Origin of the sequence: Halorubrum sp. GN11_10-6_MGM (genome assembly GCF_005435165.1) — an archaeon.
Taxonomy (GTDB): Archaea; Halobacteriota; Halobacteria; order Halobacteriales; family Haloferacaceae; genus Halorubrum.
Window position 1 is genome coordinate 78,361 of the sequence record NZ_SGUC01000002.1, and the last position, 21,131, is coordinate 99,491.

General features: G+C 70.5%; 22 protein-coding genes. 12 read left to right on the forward strand and 10 right to left on the reverse strand.

Going from position 1 to position 21,131, the window contains the following annotated elements; genetic code table 11:
* Positions 1-15: 15 nt before the first annotated feature.
* Both EXE46_RS01590 and EXE46_RS01595 read right to left on the reverse strand, forming a co-directional pair.
* Positions 16-1,668 (reverse strand): ATP-binding protein, encoded by a 1,653-nt coding sequence (locus tag EXE46_RS01590; RefSeq protein ID WP_137686752.1) that lies wholly within the window; start codon positions 1,666-1,668, stop codon positions 16-18.
* Complete coding sequence (locus tag EXE46_RS01595; RefSeq protein WP_137686753.1) at positions 1,665-2,459, reverse strand: DUF5806 family protein; 795 nt, start codon at positions 2,457-2,459, stop codon at positions 1,665-1,667. Before EXE46_RS01595 ends, EXE46_RS01590 begins: the two co-directional genes overlap by 4 nt.
* Positions 2,460-2,577: 118 nt before the next feature.
* Here EXE46_RS01595 and EXE46_RS01600 point away from each other — a divergent pair, with 118 nt between their 5' ends.
* From EXE46_RS01600 to EXE46_RS01615, 4 genes are all read left to right on the forward strand, one after another.
* On the forward strand, positions 2,578-2,946 hold the full coding sequence (locus tag EXE46_RS01600; RefSeq protein WP_137686754.1) for a universal stress protein: 369 nt from the start codon (positions 2,578-2,580) through the stop codon (positions 2,944-2,946).
* Positions 2,943-3,512: a GNAT family N-acetyltransferase gene (locus EXE46_RS01605; RefSeq protein ID WP_137686755.1), complete on the forward strand. Its 570-nt coding sequence runs from the start codon at positions 2,943-2,945 to the stop codon at positions 3,510-3,512. Before EXE46_RS01600 ends, EXE46_RS01605 begins: the two co-directional genes overlap by 4 nt.
* Positions 3,513-3,616: 104 nt before the next feature.
* A complete protein-coding gene (locus tag EXE46_RS01610; protein ID WP_137686756.1) occupies positions 3,617-4,240 on the forward strand; it encodes an adenylate kinase in 624 nt (207 codons plus the stop codon).
* A gap of 64 nt (positions 4,241-4,304) precedes the next feature.
* Positions 4,305-5,207 (forward strand): DUF106 domain-containing protein, encoded by a 903-nt coding sequence (locus EXE46_RS01615; RefSeq protein ID WP_137686757.1) that lies wholly within the window; start codon positions 4,305-4,307, stop codon positions 5,205-5,207.
* Between the two features lie 25 nt (positions 5,208-5,232).
* Here the strand turns inward: EXE46_RS01615 and EXE46_RS01620 are convergent, their stop codons facing one another.
* From EXE46_RS01620 to EXE46_RS01635, 4 genes are all read right to left on the reverse strand, one after another.
* Positions 5,233-6,255, reverse strand: coding sequence for a carbohydrate kinase family protein (locus EXE46_RS01620; protein WP_137686758.1), 1,023 nt, complete (start codon positions 6,253-6,255; stop codon positions 5,233-5,235).
* Positions 6,256-6,259: 4 nt separating this feature from the next.
* Positions 6,260-7,561, reverse strand: a complete 1,302-nt coding sequence (locus EXE46_RS01625; RefSeq protein WP_137686759.1) for a DHH family phosphoesterase — start codon at positions 7,559-7,561, stop codon at positions 6,260-6,262.
* Positions 7,562-7,682: 121 nt separating this feature from the next.
* Entirely contained in the window at positions 7,683-8,147 is a 465-nt protein-coding gene (locus tag EXE46_RS01630; protein ID WP_137686760.1) for a universal stress protein, read from the reverse strand.
* Between the two features lie 518 nt (positions 8,148-8,665).
* A complete protein-coding gene (locus EXE46_RS01635; RefSeq protein ID WP_137686761.1) occupies positions 8,666-10,270 on the reverse strand; it encodes a heme-binding protein in 1,605 nt (534 codons plus the stop codon).
* Between the two features lie 296 nt (positions 10,271-10,566).
* Between EXE46_RS01635 and EXE46_RS01640 the strand changes: the two genes are divergently transcribed.
* Positions 10,567-11,028: a hypothetical protein gene (locus EXE46_RS01640; RefSeq protein WP_137686762.1), complete on the forward strand. Its 462-nt coding sequence runs from the start codon at positions 10,567-10,569 to the stop codon at positions 11,026-11,028.
* 460 nt (positions 11,029-11,488) lie between these two features.
* The gene (locus EXE46_RS01645; protein WP_137686763.1) at positions 11,489-12,058 is read left to right on the forward strand and encodes a PadR family transcriptional regulator; all 570 of its coding nucleotides are present in this window, start codon (positions 11,489-11,491) and stop codon (positions 12,056-12,058) included.
* Between the two features lie 31 nt (positions 12,059-12,089).
* On the opposite strand, the gene EXE46_RS01650 is transcribed toward EXE46_RS01645, so the two are convergent.
* The gene (locus EXE46_RS01650) at positions 12,090-12,893 is read right to left on the reverse strand and encodes an SDR family oxidoreductase (protein ID WP_199234089.1); all 804 of its coding nucleotides are present in this window, start codon (positions 12,891-12,893) and stop codon (positions 12,090-12,092) included.
* Positions 12,894-13,099: 206 nt separating this feature from the next.
* Here EXE46_RS01650 and EXE46_RS01655 point away from each other — a divergent pair, with 206 nt between their 5' ends.
* From EXE46_RS01655 to EXE46_RS01670, 4 genes are all read left to right on the forward strand, one after another.
* Positions 13,100-13,321 carry a hypothetical protein gene (locus tag EXE46_RS01655; RefSeq protein WP_137686764.1) on the forward strand — a complete coding sequence of 74 codons (222 nt, stop codon included), beginning with the start codon at positions 13,100-13,102 and terminating at the stop codon, positions 13,319-13,321.
* A 219-nt stretch (positions 13,322-13,540) separates the two neighbouring features.
* Complete coding sequence (locus tag EXE46_RS01660) at positions 13,541-14,566, forward strand: ABC transporter substrate-binding protein (protein ID WP_137686765.1); 1,026 nt, start codon at positions 13,541-13,543, stop codon at positions 14,564-14,566.
* Positions 14,566-15,369, forward strand: coding sequence for an ABC transporter permease (locus EXE46_RS01665; protein ID WP_137686766.1), 804 nt, complete (start codon positions 14,566-14,568; stop codon positions 15,367-15,369). Before EXE46_RS01660 ends, EXE46_RS01665 begins: the two co-directional genes overlap by 1 nt.
* Complete coding sequence (locus tag EXE46_RS01670) at positions 15,357-16,196, forward strand: ABC transporter ATP-binding protein (protein WP_137686767.1); 840 nt, start codon at positions 15,357-15,359, stop codon at positions 16,194-16,196. The genes EXE46_RS01665 and EXE46_RS01670 overlap by 13 nt, the downstream gene beginning before the upstream one ends.
* A gap of 25 nt (positions 16,197-16,221) precedes the next feature.
* Here EXE46_RS01670 and EXE46_RS16985 read toward each other — a convergent pair whose 3' ends face one another.
* The gene (locus tag EXE46_RS16985) at positions 16,222-16,386 is read right to left on the reverse strand and encodes a hypothetical protein (protein ID WP_199234090.1); all 165 of its coding nucleotides are present in this window, start codon (positions 16,384-16,386) and stop codon (positions 16,222-16,224) included.
* Between the two features lie 70 nt (positions 16,387-16,456).
* Positions 16,457-16,681, reverse strand: a complete 225-nt coding sequence (locus EXE46_RS01675; protein ID WP_137686768.1) for a hypothetical protein — start codon at positions 16,679-16,681, stop codon at positions 16,457-16,459.
* Between the two features lie 155 nt (positions 16,682-16,836).
* Between EXE46_RS01675 and EXE46_RS01680 the strand changes: the two genes are divergently transcribed.
* Both EXE46_RS01680 and EXE46_RS01685 read left to right on the forward strand, forming a co-directional pair.
* Positions 16,837-17,988: a BMP family protein gene (locus tag EXE46_RS01680; RefSeq protein ID WP_137686769.1), complete on the forward strand. Its 1,152-nt coding sequence runs from the start codon at positions 16,837-16,839 to the stop codon at positions 17,986-17,988.
* Positions 17,985-20,450 (forward strand): methyl-accepting chemotaxis protein, encoded by a 2,466-nt coding sequence (locus EXE46_RS01685; RefSeq protein ID WP_137686770.1) that lies wholly within the window; start codon positions 17,985-17,987, stop codon positions 20,448-20,450. Before EXE46_RS01680 ends, EXE46_RS01685 begins: the two co-directional genes overlap by 4 nt.
* 5 nt (positions 20,451-20,455) lie before the next feature.
* Here the strand turns inward: EXE46_RS01685 and deoC are convergent, their stop codons facing one another.
* Positions 20,456-21,112, reverse strand: coding sequence for a deoxyribose-phosphate aldolase (deoC, locus tag EXE46_RS01690; protein WP_137686771.1), 657 nt, complete (start codon positions 21,110-21,112; stop codon positions 20,456-20,458).
* Positions 21,113-21,131: the final 19 nt, after the last annotated feature.

Consider the following 21,131-nt stretch of genomic DNA (forward strand, 5'->3'; position numbering starts at 1 on the left):
GCCGCGACCGAGGCGCTACTCGGCGACGGCCTCTGATTCGACGTCGACCCCGCGGAACTCGAACCGGGCGCCCCCGTCCTCGCCGTCGACCAAGTCGACGGTCCACCCGTGCGCCTCCGCGACCTCGGCGACGATCTTCAGCCCGAAGCCGGTGCCGTCGGGATCGGTCGTCACGCCCGCCTCGAACACCTCTTCGCGGTCTTCGGGATCGATCCCGGGGCCGTCGTCCTCGACGTAGAAGCCGTCGCGGTCTTCGAGCGCGCCGACCGTGACGGTGACGCCGGACCCCCCGTGCTCGACCGCGTTGCCGAAGAGGTTCTCCAGCGCCTGCCGAAGCCGGCTGCGGTCCGCGGCGACGACGGCGTCCGTCTCGACGGCGAGCGTCGCGGACTCGGTGTCGACGGTCTCCCAGCACTCCGCGGCGAGGTCGGCCAGCGGGACGGGTTCGGTCTCGTCGATCCCGGACCCCTGCCGCGCCAGCGCGAGCAGGTCCTCGATGAGCGCGTCCATCCGGTCGAGCGAGCGCTTCACCGCGCCCAGCTCCCCGAGGTCTATCGACTCCTCCGAGAGCCGGTCGGTGACGATTTTGAGGTTACCCGCGGCGACGTTGAGCGGGCTGCGCAGGTCATGAGAGACGAGGCTGGCGAACTCCTCCAGCCGGTCGCGCTCGCGGGCGACCTCGGCCTCGCGCCGGCGCAGCTGGTGTTCCCGCTCGATCCGGACGAGGACCATCGTCACCGTCGCCGCCCAGATGCGCGCCACCGCGAGGTCCGAGTCGTCGAAGGCGTCGGGAACGGTCGCGCCGACGTTCAATACACCGTACCGGCCGAGCGGGACGACGAGCTCGCTGCGGATCGTCGCGTCGTCGCTGTAGCGGTCGGGGTCGTCGCCGACGTCGGCCACGTACGTCGGCTCGCCGCTCTCGAACACGTCCCAGGTGATGCTCGGCTCGTCGGCCCCAAACGTCGGGTGATCGCCGACGACCTCGTCGGCGGTGTCGGTCCAGACGATCGGTTCGAGCACGTCGCTCCCCTCGTCGTACAGCCAGATCGCGGCGATCGGGTGCCCCAACACGTTGTCGACGTACGACACCGCCGCCTCGGCGGCCGCCTCCCGGTCGGTCGTTTTCAGCAGCTCTCGGGTCGCCGCGTGGAGCGATTCGAGCGTCTCCGTGCGCCGCTGGAGCGCCAGCCGCCGCGTCCGCTCGTTCGAGACGTCGATCGCCGTGACGACCGCGTACGGGTCGCCGTCGAGCTCGAACGGGCCGACGCTGACCCGAACCGGGACGAGGACGCCGTCGCCGCGGCGAACGGCCAGTTCGAACCCATCGGTCATCGACCGCGTCTCGCCGGCGCGCGTCGTCTCGATCAGCGCCGTCACGTCGTGGCGGGACCCCCGCGCTTCGCTCGATCCGCGGTCGTTGGAGGCGGCGCCTCCGTCGCCGTCGGGGTCGGCCTCGCCGGGCGTCGTCGACCCGCCGCCGCCCCACTCCAGCTCGGTCGGGTCCTCGAACACGTCGCCGATCGACCGGCCCTCGAGGTCGTCCGGGTCGAGCCCGAACACCGCCTCGACGCTCGGCGTGCCGGCGTGGACGACGCCGTCGCCGTCGACGACGATGGTCGGGTCGGGCGTCGCGTCGATCGCTCCCGGGAAGCGGTCCATGGTCATTCCTCCGCGGGTTCGTGGACGTGACCGCACTCCGGACACCGCACCTCCTCGCCGCGGAGGTCCGCCGAGGAGGCGCGCACGTCGCGCATCACCTCGCTGATCTTGTCTTCCGCCTCCAACTCGTCGGCGACCGCGAGGTCGACGCCCTCGACTTCGAGGAGGAACTTCGCGACCTCCGTCACCTCGTACATCATCTCGTCTAGGTCCTCGGCGGTGAAGAAGCCGGACATCGCGCCGTAGAGGAACGTCGCACCCGCCTTCGTCACCTTCTCCTCGAACGAGTAGCGCGCCTGATTCACCGCCTGCGGCGTGTACGTGTCCGTCATGAAGGGGACCAGTTCGGGGAGGTTCTCGCCGATCTTCGTCATCTCGACGCCGGTCTCGGTGCGGAAGTCGGCACAGAGCCGCGCGATCGCCCACTCCCGGGCCGTGATGTACGTCCGATCGCGGAGGAACTCGTTGACGCGCTCGTAGCGCGCCCCGTCCATCTTCTTGAACCGCTCGTACTTGCGGACGTCTCGGGGCACGTCGTCGGGGGCGTCTCGGTCGTCGTCGACCGGGTCCGATTCGTCGTCGGTCTCTCCGCCGGCGGGGTCCGATTCGTCGTCGGCCTCGGTCGTCTCTTGTCCGTCGGTCTCGGTCGAATCCGCCTCTGCGTCCGTGGTTCCCCCGTCCGTCTCGTCGGCCGGCCGAGGATCGGGATCCACATCGTCATCCGAGGGGGACCGGTCCGCGGCGTCGTCGCCGGTCTCGCTGGCCGAGTCGGCCGTCGGACCGGTGTGATCGCTCATACTCCTGAAACCTCGCGGGCGGACAAAAGCCTTGTCGGTGACCGTCCGTCGGATGTCTCCCGTCGGCGGTCGGTCGCTCGGAGATCCACTTTTGTACCGTCGCGTGGAGGGGTGGGGCATGAAGGTGCTCTGCGGGATCGGGGGCAGCGACGACTCGTTCCGCGCGCTCGACCGGACGGTGGAGCGCGCGGCGGTCGCGAACGACGACCTGACGATCGCGGTGGTGGACAACGAGGACTCCTCGGTGTCGCCCGACGAGGTCGTCGAGCGCGCCGAGGCGGCGGTCGCGGAGGCGGCGATCGACGCCGAGGTGCGGCGCGTCGAGGGTGACCCGGGGAGCCGGCTGATCGAGATCGCCGAGACGGAGGAGTTCGAGGAGATCGTCTTGGGCGGCGGCCACACGAGCCCGATGGGGAAGATCACGATCGGGTCGATCGCGGAGTTCGTCCTGTTGAACGCGAAGACGACGGTCACGCTGGTCAGATGAGCGACCGAGGCTACCCAGACGCCGTGGCCGACGAGTTCCCGCCGCCGCCGACGGCGTTCACCGACCGCGAGGACCGCGAGCTCGAGATCCGACCGTACGAGGGCGACGCGGCGTCCCGAGAGGCGCTCGTCGAGATGTACGACGCCTTCGACCCGGCCGACCGCGCGCAGGGGATCCCGCCGGGCGGCGAGGAGCGCATCCGCGAGTGGCTCGACGCCATCCTCGGCGGCGACTGCTACAACGTGATCGCGTGGTGCGGCGACGAGGTCGCCGGACACGCGACGCTCGTCCCCGACGGCGACGCATACGAGCTGGCGATCTTCGTCCATCAGGAGTATCAGCGCGCGGGGATCGGGACGCACCTCATCCGCGGGCTGCTCGGTCACGGGCAGGCGAACGGCGTCGAGAAGGTGTGGCTCACCGTCGAGCGGTGGAACCGCGCCGCGGTCTCGCTGTACAAGAAGATCGGCTTCGAGACCTCCGACGCCGAGAGCTTCGAACTGGAGATGGGGCTGCGGCTGCGCGCGGACGCCGGCCCGGACGGCGACGCGGAGACCGACGAGTAGCCGTTCTGCCGCGGGGCGCCGGCCACCGCCCTGCCGCGGAACGCCGACGAGTAGTGTTGGCCGGAATCTTCAAGCCTTTAGGCGCGGCCCGCGACCGCTCCGGTATGAGTCACCGAATTCTGCTGTTGGGAGCGCCCGGAGCCGGGAAGGGGACGCAGAGCAAGAAGCTGGCCGACGAGTACGGCGTCGAGCACGTCACGACCGGCGACGCGCTCCGCGCGAACAAGGAGATGGAGACGGAGTACGGGACGCCCAAGTCGTTCATGGACGCGGGCGAGCTGGTGCCGGACCCGGTCGTCAACGAGATCGTCGAGGCCGCGCTCGACGACGCCGACGGGTTCGTCCTCGACGGTTACCCGCGCAACCTCGACCAGGCGGAGTACCTCTCTTCGATCACGGATCTGGACGCCGTGATCCTCCTCGACGTCGACGAGGAGGTGCTCGTCGACCGCCTCACCGGCCGCCGGGTCTGCGACGACTGCGGCGCGAACTACCACGTCGACTTCCAGCCGCCGGAAGAGGCGGGCGTCTGCGACGAGTGCGGCGGCGAGCTGATCCAGCGCGAGGACGACACGGAGGAGACCGCCCGCGAGCGCCTCGAAGTGTTCTACGACAACACCGAGCCCGTGATCGACCACTTCCGCGACGAGGGCGTCCTCGTCGAGGTCGACGGCGAGGCGACCCCGGACGAGGTCTTCGGCCGGATCCGCGACGTCGTCGAGAACTGACGGGCCGGACGCGCGGCCGACGATCCTACAAGGTTCTTAACCGTCGACCGCTAATCGGCCGCTAATGAGCAAAGTCGAACGGCGAGTCCGCTCGCTGGTCCGCGAGGACGGCGAGATGCGGGACGCCATCGAAACCGTCCTCGACAACGCCAGCGGCGGCGAGGTCCGCTGGGTCGACGTCCGCGACGAGATCACTAGCGGGCAGTGGGGCCGGCTCATCGAGAAGGAGATCCTCGTCGACGGCGAGGAGGGGTTCGCGCTGGCCGACCGCGACGGGATCGAGGCTGGCATGGAGGAGGACTCGGGCGGGAACGACGTGGAGACGCCCGAGACGACTACGTGGTCGAAGTGGGACAAGCTCGCGGCACTGGCGACCGTCGGCGCGTTCGTCGGCTACGCGGTCGGCCCGGTGCGTAACGCGATTGCCGGGGGGATCGACGTGGTCCTCGGCCCGCTGCTGAACGTCGTCCCGTTCTACGTCGTCATCATGGTCATCGCGCTCGGGACGGGGCTGTACTCGACCCTGCTTCGCGCCGGCCTCATGGACATGGAGAAGATGAGCATGTACCAGGACCGGATGAAAGACATCCAAGAGCGCCGGAAGGAGGCCGAGAAGCGCGACGACGACGAGGCGCTCGACGAGATCCAAGAAGAGCAGATGGAGGCGATGGGCGACCAGCTCGGCATGTTCAAAGAGCAGTTCCGCCCGATGGTGTGGATCATGTTCCTCACCATCCCGGCGTTCCTCTGGATGTTCTGGGTGATCGGCTACCGCGGGTCCGAGGCCGCGTACCCGGCCGTCGCCGCTCAGGAGCTCGTCGTCCCGCTGGCCGGGAGCGTCACCTGGGACACGGGGATCGTCGGCCCGATCCAGATGTGGATCCTCTGGTACTTCCTCTGCTCGATGGCGTTCACGCAGCTGGTCCAGAAGAGCCTCAACATCGAGATGTCGCCCTCCTCCTCGTAGGCGGCGCCCGCAGTTTTCTCCCCGCTCACTCCCGTTCGGCGAGGAACGCCGCCACCTCTTCTTTCGACGGGATCGACCCCATCCCGCCGACCGACCCGACCGACAGCGCGGCGGTCGCGTTGCCGAACGCGAGCGCGTCGCGGAGGACGCTCGCGTCGTCGCCCGAATCGTCTCTCGACGCCGCGGCGAACCGCGAGATCGCCCCCGCCGTGAACGCGTCGCCCGCCCCGGTCGCGTCCACCGCGTCGACCGAGAACCCGCCGTGCCGGACCGTCGCGGCGCCCCACGGGGCGGCGTCGGTACTGACCGCGAGCGCGCCCTCGCTCCCCAGCGTGACGACCGCGGTGTGCGGCCCGAGCCCGAGCAGGTCGCGGGCCAGCTCGGCGCACTCGTTCGTCGACAGCCCCGCGGCCGCGACGTCCTCGTCGCTACAGAACGCGACGTCGCTCGCGGCGACCGCCTCCCGGACCGCGGTCGACACCGCCTCCGCGTCGCCGTCGGGGACGAGGTCGGACCGGTAGTTCACGTCGAACGCGACCGGACTGCCGGCGGCGGTCGCCGCCGAGAGCAGTTCGCGGGTCGCCGCGCGGCCCCGCGGGTGCGTCAGCGCCACGCCGCCGAGGTAGAGCCACGGCGGCGCGCTCGGTCTCCCGGCCGACTCCGCGGCGTCAGTCGACGTCAACGCCTCGGTCGGTACCCCCTCCGGATCGAACCCGAACGTCGCGTGGCGCGAGCCGTAGAAGCCGAACCGCGGTCCGTCGGTGCCGGGCGGTGAGACGACCGCGAGCGTCGTCTTCCCGTCGACGCGCTCGACGTGTGTCTCCGGGATTCCCTCGGCCGCGAGCGTCTCGGCGAGGAAGTCGCCGAACGCGTCGTCGCCGAGGCGCGTCCAGAACGCGGGCGGCGTGTCGAGGCGCGCGAGCCCGACCGCGACGTTGGCGGGCGCGCCGCCGGGGCGGTGGCTGTACCCGTCGACCTCGCGCAGCGTCTCTCCCGCGTCGGGCACGAAGTCGACGAGGGTCTCTCCGGCGACGAAGACGTCCGCCATCGGTTTACTCGGCCGTCTCGCCCGCGTCGTCGTCGCTCCCCTCGCCGGCAACCTCCTCGGCGGCATCGACTTCCTCGGCGACCGCCTCGAACGCCGCGAGGATGACGCGCTTACACGCCTGCCCCTCGGTGCTCCAGTGGTGAGCGTAGTCGAGCATGTCGTCGTAGATGTCGGGCTTACAGCCGGCCGCCTGCGGGTGGCCGCCGCCGTTCACGCGGCCGGCGACCTCGTGGGCGTGCCGGAAGTCCTCGGAGCCGCGGATCGACGCCGACCCGGCGGGCTTGACGATCACGGCGGCGTCGGCGCCCGCCTCGCGGAGCCGCTCCGCGACCTCGTTCTGCGAGCAGCGGCCGTAGGTGACCGCGACGCGCCAGTCGCCGACCTCGTGGGTGACCGCGCGGTCGACGGCGAGGTCGATGCGGGCCTCCTTCTCGACGCGGCGCTCCGCGACGAACGACCGGACCGCCTCGGGGAGGTCGACGCCGTAGGCGCCGACCACGGCCGCGTACTCCTCGGCGCCCGCCCAGTAGGAGTAGTCGGCGAGGTCGTCAGACCGGGGGTCCTCCTTGATCCAGAGGTCGTGGTCGCGGGTGACCTCGGCGAGCTCGGCCCAGCGGTCGTCGAACTCATGATCGAGCGAGCGGAGCGTCACGTCGGCGGTACACTCCTCGTCGGAGTCGCCGACGACGAGGTCGACGCCCGCCTCGCGGACCGCGGCCGCGGTGTCGTCGTCCCACTGGTGGTGGTCGAACCAGCGGATCGAGTCCGTCGAGTCCGCGAGCGCCGCCAGCGGCTCGGCGATCCACTCGTAGTCGTCGGGGCAGAGGTCACAGACGAACAGGTCGATGCCGTCGTCGGCGTAGGCGTCGACGCGTTCGAGCGCGGTGTCGATCGAGTACGGACCCGCCGAGAGCAGCCCGACCGGCGACTCGGCGTGGGCGTCGGCGAGGGGGTCGTCGTCGCCTTCGGTCTCCGTCTCGTCGCCCTCCGTCCCCGCCTCGTCGCCGTCGTCCTCTCCCGCGTCGCCCGGATCGGTGCCGTCGTCAGCCAGCCGCGCGGCGATGGCGTCCTCGAAGGGTTCGACGTCGAGCGCGGCGTCGTACGCCTCGCGGATCATCGCCGCGCAGGCGAGGCCGTCGGCGTCGCCGTCGGCGATCACGACCGCCTCGCTGCCCTCGATCGCCTCCCGGGCTCGCCGCTCCGCGCGCTCGTCGTCCAGCGAGTCGGGGTAGAAGAAGCCCTTTCCCGGCAGCTTGGTGTACCGCGACCGGGGCGCGTCCCCGGCGTCGATGAGGTCGTCGTCCATACCGTCGAGGCGGGCGGCAGCCGGAAAACTCCGCCGCTCTCGGACGGTCGCGAGGGCGTCGGGCGGTCGCGAGCGCGTCGGACGATCGCGGTGACGTCGGACGGTCGCGCCGCGGGGTCCCTCAGATCGTCGTCCGGCGCGGGTCCTCGTCGGTCAGCTGCCGCACGGTCAACACCGGGACCGGACAGGTCCGGACGACGCGCTCGGCGACAGACCCGATGAGGAATCGGTTCTCGCCGTGGCGCCCCCGAGTTCCCATCGCGACGAGGTCGGCGTCGACCGACCGAGCGTACGCGTCGATCTCCGAGGCCGGGCGCCCCTCGCGGACCTCGATCGTGACGTCGAGGTCGCCGTCGCGGTCGCGGGCGGCGTCCGAGACGCGGTCGAGCGCGTCGCGCCCCTCGTCGTCGAGCGCGTCTCGGAGGTCCTCGCGGACCGTGTCCGGCGACGACTCCACCTCGCCGGCGTCGACGACGTACACCGCGTGGACCTCGGCGTCGAACCGCGCCGCGATATCGACCGCGACCGAGACGGCCCGGCGGACGCTGTCGGTGCCGTCGGTCGCGACCACGATGGTGTCGAACATGACCACCCGTTCGCCGCAACGATACCTAAAACCCGGCGGTCGGGGGAGGGGTGCGGTCGTAACACGGCGTCGACCCGATTTATAATCAGCCGGATTGGAGGCGGCGCGTGCCCGTGAGCGGCCGCCCACCGGCGGCCGCGAACGGCACCGCGCGAGGGAGTCGGCGGTACGGAGCGAAGCGGAGGACCGCCGACGAGGCTGGGGAGGCGCGAGGCGCGGTCGCTGTGCGGGGTGGGACTCAAAGGGGCAGCCGGGAGGGCGAAGCCCGACGACGCAAGCACCGGAGCGAGCGTAGCGAGCGAGTTGCGCAGCGAGGCGCGCGAGTCCTCCCGGCTGGGGCTTTGGAGGTACCCGCCGGTGATCCCTTGTCGATTATTTATAAGTAAGCGGCTGGGGAGTTGGCGGTTCTCAACGCCGACCTGTCGACGTCTATTCATAACCGAGCGCCTGAGACGCCTGCGGTCTTCGCAGCGGATTCGATGCCGACTAGTTACAGAAATTCCGCGCGTTCGAACGCGCTACGCCAAGAACACGTGCCGCGGGCGGTCGGCGAGCACGTCGCGGCCCCACTGGACGGTCTCGGAGAACTCGTCGGAGCGGAAGAAGGCCATCGCGTCCTCCTTCGCGTTCCACTGGCTGGCGATGAACATGTCGTTCTCGTCTTCGACGTTCACCATCAGGTCGGTCTCGACGTGGCCGTCCATCTCCCCCAACAGCTCGCCCACGTCGTCGAACGTCTCGACGAACTCCGACTGGTAGTCGGGCTTGACGGTGTAGAACATGCCCATCGTGCCGAAGCCGGACTCCTCGCCGGCGCGGGCGACGATGTCGGGTAGCTCCGAGAGGAAGCCCGCGGCGGTCTCGGCCGCCGACGCGGTGTCCCAGACCGAGACGACCGCGGCGCGGTCGGTGTGGCGCCCCTCGTACACCGCGGTCTTCACGTGGGTGCCGTAGTGGTCGAAGTTGCCGCGCAGCCCCTCGACCTCGTCGAACAGTTCGTCGACGTCGGCCTCGCTGTACAGCACCGTGGCGTACACGTCCTCGCCGTGCGGCTTCCCGGCGTAGATGTCGAGGTCGGCCAGCTCGCCGCGGATGTCCTCGTCCGACGGGCCGTCGCCGCCGGCGTCGTCGCCGTGGGGGTGGTCGCCCTCGCCGCCGGCGTCGTCGCCGTGGGGGTGGTCGCCGTGCGCGGAGCCGCCGCCCGCGCCCGAGCGGTCGTGGCCCTCGCCGCGGCCGTGCGCGTCGTCGCCGTGGTGGCCGCCTTCGCTGTGTTGGCCGCCTTCGCCGTGGTGTCCCCTCTCGTCGTGCGGGTGCCCGGCGCTGTCCTGCTCGGGAACGCGACCGGTCGGCACCGACTCGCCGCCGAGGAACGCGTCGAGGTCGCGCGGCGGGAACCGGCGGCCGACGTAGAAGTCGCCGAACTCGCCGTACCGCGAGGAGGCGGGGTCGAACCGCATCTCGTAGACGATGTCCTTGATGTCGGTCGGGTCCGCGCCGAACAGCGTGACCCCCCACTCGTGGTCGTCGAAGCCGACGGAGGAGGCGATCACCTGCTTGATCTTCCCCGCGTACTCCTTGCCGACCTCGCCGTGGCCCGCCATCAGCTCGGCGCGCTCCTCGAAGTCGAGGTCGTACCAGTTGTGTTCTTCGCCGCGGCGCTTGCTCATCGGGTAGAAGCTGACGTACTCCTCGTCCGGAATCTCCGGTTTCAGCTTCCCCTCGATGTACCGACGCAGCCCCTCGTCGACTGCGTCGGCGCCCTCCTCGAAGTAGTCGTCGGAGACGTAGCCGGACACCTCGGTGACGGAGACGTAGGAGGTCTCCCGCTCGGTGAACTTCGCGAGCGCGGTGTCCTCGAACCGGCGCTCGATCGCGGATAGGTCGTCGAGCGACGGCCGGAAGTGTAAGAAGAGGAGGTCGGCCTTGTGTCCGAGCACCGAGAACAGCGCCGACTCGCCGTCGTCGGCGTCGGCGACGAGCTCGCGGTGTTTCAGGAACGCCTCCCCTTCCTCGATCGCTCGCTCCCGCTCGGACTCGGGCGCCTCGCGCCACGCGTCCCAGTCGATCGAGCGGAAGTCGTGTAGCGAGAACCACCCTTCGGCGGTCTGTGGAGCCTCGACCATACGCCGGGTTCGGGCCCCGCGACTTAGGGGTTTGCGGGTCGTCCCGAGACGTGGTAGTCCGTGGGACGGTCGGCGGTGGACTCGGTGACGGTTCCGAGAGATCCGAAGCCCTAGACGCGAGACTGGACGGCGCTGTACTAGCCAGTCGGCCCCGTTGAAATCCTCAGCAGAGGATGTATTCTGCCCCGGTTGCGGTCAATACAGTAGGTTCACAGACCAGTACTAGCGGTTTGAGCATTATCAAAACAGATAGGCTAGACCTATCGTTCATCACGCAGTAGCTTCAACTACCACCTATGTATCGACAAAACCCCGTCAAAATTGGTGTCGGTATCGGAGTATTCGGCGCGTTGTTCCTTCTGCTCACCACTATCTTGCTCTTTGTTGTTCCGCAAGAACTGATGTCGTCAACGGCAAGCAACGTCTACATAGATACGTGGTCGCAACCGATCATGACTGTTGGCGGATTCGTATTTTCTGTTGGGATTCCCCTTGCTTGTGCAGTGATCGCATATTATCTGACGAGGGGAGAGCACACACCGGGAAGCGTCGTTATAGGATTCCTCATCGGAGGAATCGTCTTTATCATCGGGAACGCAATTCTTGGAGTAACCGTAACTAACCTCTTTGTGTCTGGTGCTGGAGTAGAACGGTCGCTGCTCGGCCATATGCAGAATAGCCTGCCTCATGGAGGGCGACTATTCGTTGGAGGGCTCCTCGGGATTGCTGGAGCGCTCATCGTTGAGGAATACTTCTAGCTTTTCTCAACACTGGTATGATTAGTTCGCACGCTTTATCTACCGGCTGTTTCAGGCGATGATATGCCTGAAATAGTGAATTTCAACAGATCCAGTCATTTATGAAATTCCGATCGACACGACCACTTCCGAAGCCCCAGTCGCGAGGCGGGCGTACACTCGCTGCGGTCCTTGCGTCGTCTACGCCCGCCTCGCGACTGCCCCTTCGAGTCCCGCCCCACACCGCACAGCACCTCACGCCTCCCCAGCCTCGTCGGCCGCGTCCGTCGGGCTCCCTTCGGTCGCCCTCGCCGCGGCCGACTCCCTCGCGCGCGCTCCTCGGCCGCTTCGCGGCCTCGGAGGCACGCTCCGACCGTACTTGCCCGTCTCATCGACACGTCCGGCCCGTCTCTCGTCGCGGCTCGCGTCGGTCGTCGCCGTGACCGAAACCCTTTCGACGCGACCCCGAAAGATGGGGACAATGCGGAAAAGCGGCCCGCCGAAGGGACTGATCTCGTACCTCGTGTTGGAGCTGCTCGACGAGCGGCCCCGGTACGGCTACGAGCTGCTCGGCGAGATAACCGAAATCAGCGGCGGCCACTGGGAGCCCTCCTACGGCTCCGTCTACCCGATCCTCTACAAGTTCGAGGAGGAGGGGGTCGCCGAGCGCGTCGAACGCGCCGACGAGCCCGACCGGAAGTACTTCGCGCTCACCGACGCGGGCCGCGAGGAGCTGGCGGAGAAGCGCCGTGCGATCGGTGGCGAGGCGAGCGAGTTCGGCGACGTCGTCCTCGGCTTCTACCACCTGTACGCCGCGCTCGCCACCGACGACCGGTTCGAGGTCGACGACGCCGACGCCGACTGGGCGTACTCGGAGCGGTACAGCGCGTGGATCGTCGAACAGATGATCCGGCACCACGAGCGCGACTTCGGCGAGTTCGAACGGATCGACGCCTCGCCGGAGGAGTTCTACGCTGCCGAGGCGGACGGCACGGACGCCGCCGACGCGGAGGAGTCCGAGGGAACCTCCTCCGGCGCGGCGGACGACTGACCCTCGACGCGTCCCTCGACGGACCGAGTCGTCACCGGTCGAACAGCCGCCACAGGAGCCCGCCGGGCAGCCCGGCGCGGACGAGCCGGTCGTACACCCGGTCGGGGAGGACCCGCGCGAGCCGCGGGAGCCACCGCGCCCGCCGGCTCACCCGGTAGCGCGCCCGCGGGCGGTCCGCGGTCGTCGCGGTCACCACGCGCTCGACGACGGTCTCGACGTCGGTGGCGGCCGGGGAGTACCCCTCGAACGCGCGGTACGCGTCGGCGTACGGTCCCTCGCCGTCGGCGGCCTCGACCGCGGCGGCCGCCCGCTCGTTGAACCCGGTCCGGACGGGGCCGGGCTCGACGAGCGCGACGTCGACGCCAAGCGGGCCGACCTCGCGGCGCAGGGCGTCGGCGTAGCCGCCGAGCCCGGCCTTTGCGGCGCTGTACGCGCCGTGGTACGGCAGCGCCACGGAGCCGACCATCGACCCCACGATCACGACCCGTCCGCTGCGCTCGCGCAGCGTCGGGAGCGCCGCGGAGACGGTCACGTGGACCGCGGTCAGGTTCGTCTCCACCTGCCGCCGGAACGCCTCGGCCGAGGTGTCCTCGACCGACGCGATCTCGTAACCGCCGACGCAGGAGACGACGGCGTCGAGGGGTCGGTCCGCGAGCAGCTCTCGGACGGCCGACTCGTCGCGGAGGTCGACGACGGCGGTCTCGACCGCGTCGGGCAGGTCAGCGAGCCCGTCCGCGTCGCGGTCGACGCCGAGTACGCGGTGGTCGGCGGCCGCGAGCGAGCGGGCGACGCCGCCGCCGATCCCGCCCGCCGCCCCGGTCACGAGCACGTCCATGGCGGCGGTTCGCGGCGCGGCGAGTAGACCGTGGCGGTTCGGAGCGTCGCCCCCGACGGCGGCAGTTCGGAGCGCCGCCCCCGACTGCGACCGTTCGGAGCGCCGCCCCCGACCGCGGCGGCTTCGGCCGTCGACCGCGCGCCTGACGCCGCAGTCTCCGTCGCGACGCCCGAAGGCATATATCCGCCACGGGCGATGGTCGGGTAATGTCTACCGAGGAGCCGTCCGTCCCGATCGTCTGCGACGAGTGCGAGACGGAGACCCGCGTGCCGCTCGACGACCTCGCGGACGCGCTCGACAGGCACAACGACCAGAAACACGACGGCGACGCCGTCGCGGAGGTCGACCCGGCGATCAAAGAGCGCCTCGCCGACCTCGTCGCCGAGGACCTAGGACTGTTCGACGAGCAGGCTGTCGAGGAGGCGTGAGCAAGGCGGACGCGGCCGACCGCCGCGGGCGCCACCCGAGCCGGACACGAGTGTCGGCAACAGTTGCGTTGTTCGGTGACGCATCCAAACCGGCATGAGACGCTAAACGGCAGAAAAATGCGCTTCTAAGGCTTCTTCGAGGGGTATCTGTTTGTCACCGGAACGCGCTTCCGTTGCTGGTGGCGCGAGGGTGTTGCCTCCGGAGCCGCTTCCGTACGTATGTACGAACAAACGCGGACAGCCTCGCGGCGGTCGTTTCTCGCGGCCGCGGGCGGAACCGCGACGGTCGGCCTCGCCGGCTGTATGGGCGGCGGAAGCGGCGGACTCGACGAGCTGACGGTCGCGCACATGCCGATCTACCCGGACCTCCAGTGGTACGTGATGGAGGGCGAGGGGTACTTCTCGGAGATTGACGCCGAGATCACGGGTCAGGAGTTCGGCAACGGCCCGGACATCGTTCAGGCGCTCGGCGGGAGCGACATCGACATCGCGATGTTCGGGATCGTTCCCGCGATGATCGCGATCGACCGGGGGATCGCCGCCCGGGTCACCGCGGCGAACATCCAGGAACCAATGGGGATCATGGCCGAGTCGTCGTTCCACGAGACCTTCGAGCGGGAGGGAGCGGACGCGTTCGCGACGTGGCAGGAGGAGCAGGGCGAGCCGTTCACATTCGGCACGTTCCCGCAGGGGAGCGTTCCCGACGTCCTCTTGCGCTACTGGCTCCGCGACGTCGGCGTCGACCCCGCGGCGAACGACAGCGTCGAGATCATCGAGATCAGCGGCGCGAGTTCGGTCTGGCAGGCGATAGCCAACGACGAGATCGACGGCACCTCGATCATGGAGCCGGTGCCGACCATCGCGCAGGCGGAGGGTTCGTCGGTGACGATGCTCCGCACCGCCGCGGAGATCCTTCCCGGCCAGCCCGCCGCGGTCACGCTGATGAGCGACGCGGTTCGGGACTCGCCGCTCGCGGCGCAGTTCCTCGAACAGCACGTCCGCGCCACCGAGTTCATCGACGAGAACCCGGACGCGACCGCGGGCCACGTCGAGGAGGGGATCGGGATGCCGGCCGACCGCGCCCGCGACGCGCTCGACTCGCCGCTGTCGAACTTCATCACCGACCCGAACGCGATCACGGACGCGACGCAGGTGTTCGCCGAGTTCGCGGCCGGGAACGGCCAGACCGACGAGCAGCTGTCGAACGACGCGATCTTCGACCTGTCGGTGTACGACTCGCTCTGATGGCGACTGAAACCGCATCGCGCGTCGACGAGGGCGGCGTGTCCGCGGGCCTCGGGCTCGGCGACGGACGCCGACTGCTCCGAGGGGCCGTCGGCGTCGCCGGGTTCCTCCTCGTCTGGCACGCCGTCTCGCTCACGCAGGAGCCGTTCGTGCTCCCCTCCCCGATCGCGGTCGCCGGGGCGTTCGGGAGCGAGTTCGCCTCGGGCGACATGACGACGGCGCTCTTCCAGAGCTTCTGGCACTGGCTCCCCGGCACCGTCGCCGGGACCGGTCTCGGGGTGGCCGCGGGCGTCGCGTTCGGGTGGAGCCGCCTGCTCGACGACCTGACGGCGCCGCTCGTCCGGACGCTGCGACCGGTCCCGCCGCTCGCGCTCATCGGGTTCGCGATCGCGTGGTTCGGGATCAACGACTGGGGCGCCGCCTTCATCATCGCGGTCGGCGCGTTCTGGATCAACTTCTACGCGGCGTACGGCGCGGTCGAGGGCGTGAGCGAGGACCTCCTCGACGTGGGCCGGACCCTCGGCGTCCGCGGCGACCTCGACGCGGTCCGGTCGATCGTCCTGCCGGCGTCGCTGCCGGGGATCATGACCGGGATCCGGACTGGACTGGGACGGTGCTGGATGCTCGTCGTCGCCTCGGAGATCTTCGGCGTTCCCGGGGTCGGCCGCGAGATCATCCGCGCCAGCAACAACCTCCGCGTCGACCGGGCGATCGCGTACATCCTCGTGTTGAGCCTGATGTACCTGCTCGTCGACGTGGCGTTCCGCGCGGTCGAACGGAGGGCGTTGTCGTGGCGGGCGTGAACGGCGACCCGGCCGACGCCGCCGAGCGCAACGGACGGGACCCGCCCGCCCGACCCGACGAGGCGCCCGAGGCGGCGAGCGTCGCGCTCGACGGCGTCGGCAAGACGTACCCCGGCGACGGCGACGGCGGCTCCGTCCGCGCGCTCGACGACGTCTCCTTCTCGGTCGCGGACGGCGAGTTCGTCTGTCTGGTCGGCCCGTCGGGCTGCGGGAAGACCACGCTGTTCCGGATCGTGGCCGGGCTCACCGAAGCGACCGACGGCCGCGTCCTGCTCGACGGCACCGAGGTCACGGGTCCGACGACCGACATGGGCGTGGTGTTTCAGGAGTACCACCTGTTCCCGTGGCTCACCGTCGCGGAGAACGTCGGGTTCGGCCTCGAACGGAGCGACCGCTCGCCCGCCGAGCGCGAGGCGCGCGTCGACGAGATGCTCGATCTCGTCGGGCTGACGGAGTTCCGCGACGCCTACCCCAAGTCGCTGTCGGGCGGTATGAAACAGCGCGTCGCCATCGCGCGGTCGCTCGCGGTCGACCCGGACCTCCTCCTGATGGACGAGCCGTTCGGCGCGGTCGACGCACAGACCCGCGAGATGCTCCAGCGGGAGCTGCTCGACGTGTGGGAGTCGACCGGCAAGACGGTCCTCTTCGTCACGCACGACGTCGCGGAGGCGGTGACGCTCGCGGACCGGATCGTCGTGATGGCCGCGGAGCCGGGCCGCGTCCGGGAGGTCGTCGACGTCGACGTCGAGCGCCCCCGCGAGCGCGGCGACGCGGCGTTCGCGGAGCACGTCGGTCGCGTGCGGGAGCTGATCGGCGCCGGTCGGTGAACCTCGTCGGCGCTTCCGGGCCGGGCTACTCCTCGCTCTCTTCGACGCTCGCCGACAGTTCGTCGACGTGGGTGCGCAGCGTCGCCAGCGTCGCGTCCGCGTCGGCGTACCCCTCGTCGTAGTCGTCGAGCGCGGCCGCCGCTCGGTCGAGGAACCGTTCCACCGCCTCGCCGGTCGTCTCGTCGGTCATACCGACCGCTCCGCTCGCGAGCGGTTTATGCCTCTCGGCGTCGCGGCGAAGCGACGCGGCCGCGGCCCGCCTACCGCCGCCGGAGCGCGTGCGTCGTGTAGCCCACCGCGACGACGAGGACGGCCGACAGCAGCGTGCCGAAGACCGCGGGCGACGCGGTGACGTACTCGCCGAACGGGTCGGTCAGCGCGAACACGCCGACGATGAGCGCGGCGGAGATGGCGATTCCGACCGCACCGAACGCCTTGAACGCCGCGTCGAGGTCGAAACGCGGTGATCCCTGTCGATGGCTCATACCCCGATCTACGGCGGCCACGTATAAACGCACCTAGCGTGATTCCCACGGCGGAGGAACGCCCGTGCCGCGTGTGTGATTATCTTTCATTCACCTCTATTGCGACTGATAATTTGCTCGCGGAGTTTTTACACCCCCTTCGTCGATGACGCGTGATGACCGACACGAGAGGCATCACGCACTCGCGTCGGCGGTTCGCGGCCGCCCTCGGAACGGGCGTCGCGGGCGCCGTCGCCGGGTGTCTCGGAACCGATTCGAGCGGGACGGCGTCGATAGACGATGGGAGCGGCGGGACGACCGACGGCGGCGACGATGCCGCCGTCTCGGCCGACGCGAGCGCGACGGTCGGCATGGTGTACGCGCTCGGCGGCCTCGACGACCGCTCGTTCAACGACGCCGCCAACCGGGGGATCCAGCGGGCGCGCCTCGACCGCGACGTGGCGTTCACGAACGAGGAGCCGAGCTCGATCGCGGACTTTCAGACCACGCAGGCGGCGCTGTCGGCCTCCGAGCGGCCGGACTACGACCTGATCTGCTGTATCGGTTTCCTCCAGGCGGACGCGCTCTCGACGGTCGCGGGCGAGTACCCGGACCAGCAGTACGCGCTCGTCGACTCCGTCGTCGACCGCGACAACGTCGCGAGCTACGTGTTCCGCGAGCACGAGGGGTCGTTCCAAGCCGGACACCTCGCCGGGCTGGTGACGGCGCGCGACCTCTCCGTGGGCGCGGGGTCGACCCGCCCCGACGAGCGGACCGTCGGCTTCGTCGGCGGCGTCGACTCGTCGCTCGTCCGCAAGTTCGAGGCGGGCTACCGCGCGGGCGTCGGGCACGCCGCCACCGAGGCGTCGGTGCTGTCGACGTACGTCGGCGCCTTCGACGACCCCGAGGCGGGGTACGCGGCCGCGGCGGAGATGTACGAGGCGGGCGCCGACGTGGTGTACCACGCGGCCGGCGGGAGCGGCCTCGGCGTGTTTCAGGCCGCTCAGGAGTACGGCCGGTACGCGATCGGCGTCGACTCCGACCAGTCGCGGAGCAACCCGCGGTACGCGGACGCGATCCTGGCGTCGATGGTGAAACGGGTCGGGACGGCGGTGTACGACGCCGCCGAGCGCACGATCGAGGACGCGCTTCGGACCGGGTCGACGACGGCGCTCGGGCTCGCCGAGGACGGCGTCGCGCTCGTGTACGGCACCACGCTCGGGCCGGTGATCCCCGACGACGTGCGGGCCGCGATCGCCGCGTCCGGCGAGCGGATCGTCGACGGCGACCTCTCCGTCCCCTCGAAACCGGAGGCGGTCGGTCAATGAGCGCCGGTCTCCTCGAACGGCTGGCCCGGGCCGTCGGTCGGGTCCTCCCGGACGCCGTCCGCCGGCGGTACGCCGCCAAGTTCGCGCTCGCGTTCCTCGTCGTCGCCGCGGCCGTCGCGGCCGGCGGGGCGTTCACCTACCTCCAGACCGAGCAGACGGTGGAGGCCGACGCGACGACCCAGCTGGCCGAGACCAGCGGGCTTCAGGCCGACGCGATCGGCTCGTGGACCGAGCGGATGACGACGCAGACCCGGTCGATGTCCGCGGCCGACGAGCTCCGGTCGGACCGGCGCGCGCCGGCGTACGTCCTGTTGGAAGACCAGCTGCTCTCCGAGGACATCGTCAGCATCCACCTCGTCGACGCGGCCCAAGACCGGGTCGTCGCGAGCACGGAGCGACCCCTGGAGGGGCGCGCGCCGAGCGACCTGAACGCGCCGTGGAGCGACGCCGACGTGCCCGAGGGCGTCGGCGAGGACGACCGCGTCTGGCGCTCCGCCCGGTCGTACCGCTCGCCCGTGCTCAACGACCGCCCCGTGATGGCGTTCGCCAGCTCCGTGCCGCGGGCCGACGGCCGGTATCTCGTCGTGGTGACGCGGATCCAGCCGCAGCTCGAACGGATCCAGAACACCGACACCGGCGAGGAGACGACGATCCTCAACGCCGCCGGCGAGACCGTGCTCGACGTCGACGGCGCGGTCGACGACGACCGCCACGCCGAGGGGGTCGCTGCGGTCCGCGACGGCAACGCCACGACCACGACGCGGATCGGCGACGGCGCGGTCCACGCGTACGCCGCCGTGCCCGGCACCGACTGGGTGGCGGTGACGAGCGTCGCGCAGTCGACGGCGTTCGCCGTGCGCGACGACGTGGGAGACTCGGTGCTGCTGTTGCTCCTCCTCACGCTCGCGTCGCTCGCGGTCGTCGGGTTCGTGCTCGGCGGGCGCACGGTCGTCCCCCTCGCGCGGCTGCGCGACCGCGCCGAGCGGATCGAGTCCGGCGACCTCGACGTCGACCTGTCGACCGGTCGCGTCGACGAGATCGGCCGGCTGTTCACCAGTTTCGCCGAGATGCGCGACGCGCTCCGCGAGCGGATCGCCGAGGCGGAGACCGCCGCCGACGAGGCGGAGGCGGCCCGCGAGGAGGCCGAGGCCGTCACCAGCGACATGGCGTCGCGCGCGGCCGACTACAGCGAGGTGATGGGCGCGGTCGCAGACGGCGACCTCACGCGTCGGATGGACCCCGACGCGGACCGCGAGGCGATGCGCGAGATCGCCGAGGAGTTCAACGACATGGTGGCGCAGCTAGAGCGGACGACCGCGCGGGTCGCCGCCTTCGCCGGCGAGGTCGACGCCGCGAGCGCGGAGCTCGCGGACGGCGCCGACGAGGTGGAGACCGCGAGCGGGACCGTCAGCGAGCAGATCCAGGAGATCGCGGACGGCGCGGTCAGACAGGACGAGCGCCTCGACGCGGTCAGCGACGAGATGAGCGACCTCTCGGCGAGCATCGAGGAGGTCGCGTCCTCGGCGGCGTCCGTCGCCGAGACCGCCGAGGCGGCCTCCGAGCGCGGCGCCGAGGGGCGGGAGGCGGCCGCCGAGGCGCTCGACGAGATGGACGCGATCGAGGCCCGCTCCGCGGCCGCGGTCGACCAGATGGAGGCGCTCGACGAGCGCATGGACGAGATCGACGAGGTCGTCGAGTTCATCACGGACGTGGCCGAGCAGACGAACATCCTCGCGCTGAACGCCTCGATCGAGGCCGCCCGCGCCGGGGAGGCCGGCGAGGGCTTCGCGGTCGTCGCGAACGAGGTGAAGGACCTCGCGGAGGAGACCCAGTCGGCCGCGGCCGAGATCGAGACGCAGATCGAGGCGGTCCGCGAGGAGGCCGACGAGACGGTCGCGGACATCCGCGAGACGAACGCTCGGATCGACGAGGGGTCGGACACCGTCCGCGAGGCGTCCTCGTCGCTCGACGCGGTCGTCGACGCGGTCGAGGAGACGAACCACGGCGTCCAGGAGATCAGCGAGGCCGCCGAGGACCAGGCCCGGTCGACCCAGCGCGCCGTCGAGGGGGTCGAGGACGTCGCCGAGGTGAGCGGCGAGGTCGCGACCGGCTCCGAGCAGGTGTCCGCGGCCGCCGAGGAGCAGACCGCGACCGTCACGACGATCGCGGAGAACGCGACCCGGCTCCGCGACCAGGCCGAGTCGCTCTCGGAGTCGGTCTCGGCGTTCGAGGTCGACGTGGACCCCGAGGAGATAGCGGGCGCGGCGGACGGCGACGCGGCGGGGGCCGGTGGCGCCGGAGCGGACGCCGCGAGCGACGCGACCTCGGAGGCGGACGACGACCCGACGCGGGGAACCGGCCTCGCCACCGACGGCGACGGTCGGGACCCGCCGGCGGACGGTGACGACTCACAGTCTACCGACAGCGACGAGTCAGGTTCGGTCGGCGAGAACGGGTCCTAACCGGCTCACTCGCCCTCTCCGCCGGCATCCGGGCACCCCTCAACGATGGCGACTCCCGAGGAGGCGCCGATGCGGACCGCTCCGGCGTCGAGCATCGCCTCGGCCTCCTCGTAGGAGCCGACGCCGCCGGACGCCTTCACCGGGAGGTACTCGCTCATCAGCTCGACGTCCGGGACGGTCGCCCCGCCGTCGGCGAAGCCGGTCGAGGTCTTCACCATGTCGGCGTCGGCGGCGACGGCGGCCTCGCAGGCGCGACGCTTCTCGGCGTCGTCGAGGAGGGCGGTCTCGATGATCACCTTCACCGGCACCGGGACGGCGGCGACGACGTCGGACAGCTCGTCCGCGACCGCGCCGTCGTCGCCCGCCTTCAGCCGGCCGACGTTGATCACGACGTCGACCTCGTCGGCGCCGTCCTCCCACGCCGCGACCGCCTCGTCGCGTTTCACCTCGGGGGCGTGCTGCCCGTGCGGGAACCCGACGACGGTGGCGATCGCCTCGGGATCGGCCTCGTACTCGGCCGCCTCGGCGACGTAACACGGGGGGATACACGCGTTCATCCCATGGGCGGCGGCCTCGTCGAGAACGGTCCGCGTGTCGGCCCATGTCGTCTCGGGGCCGAGGACGGTGTGGTCGATGCTGGCGGCGAACTCCTCGCGGTTCATGTCCCTCGGTGGCGGCCGA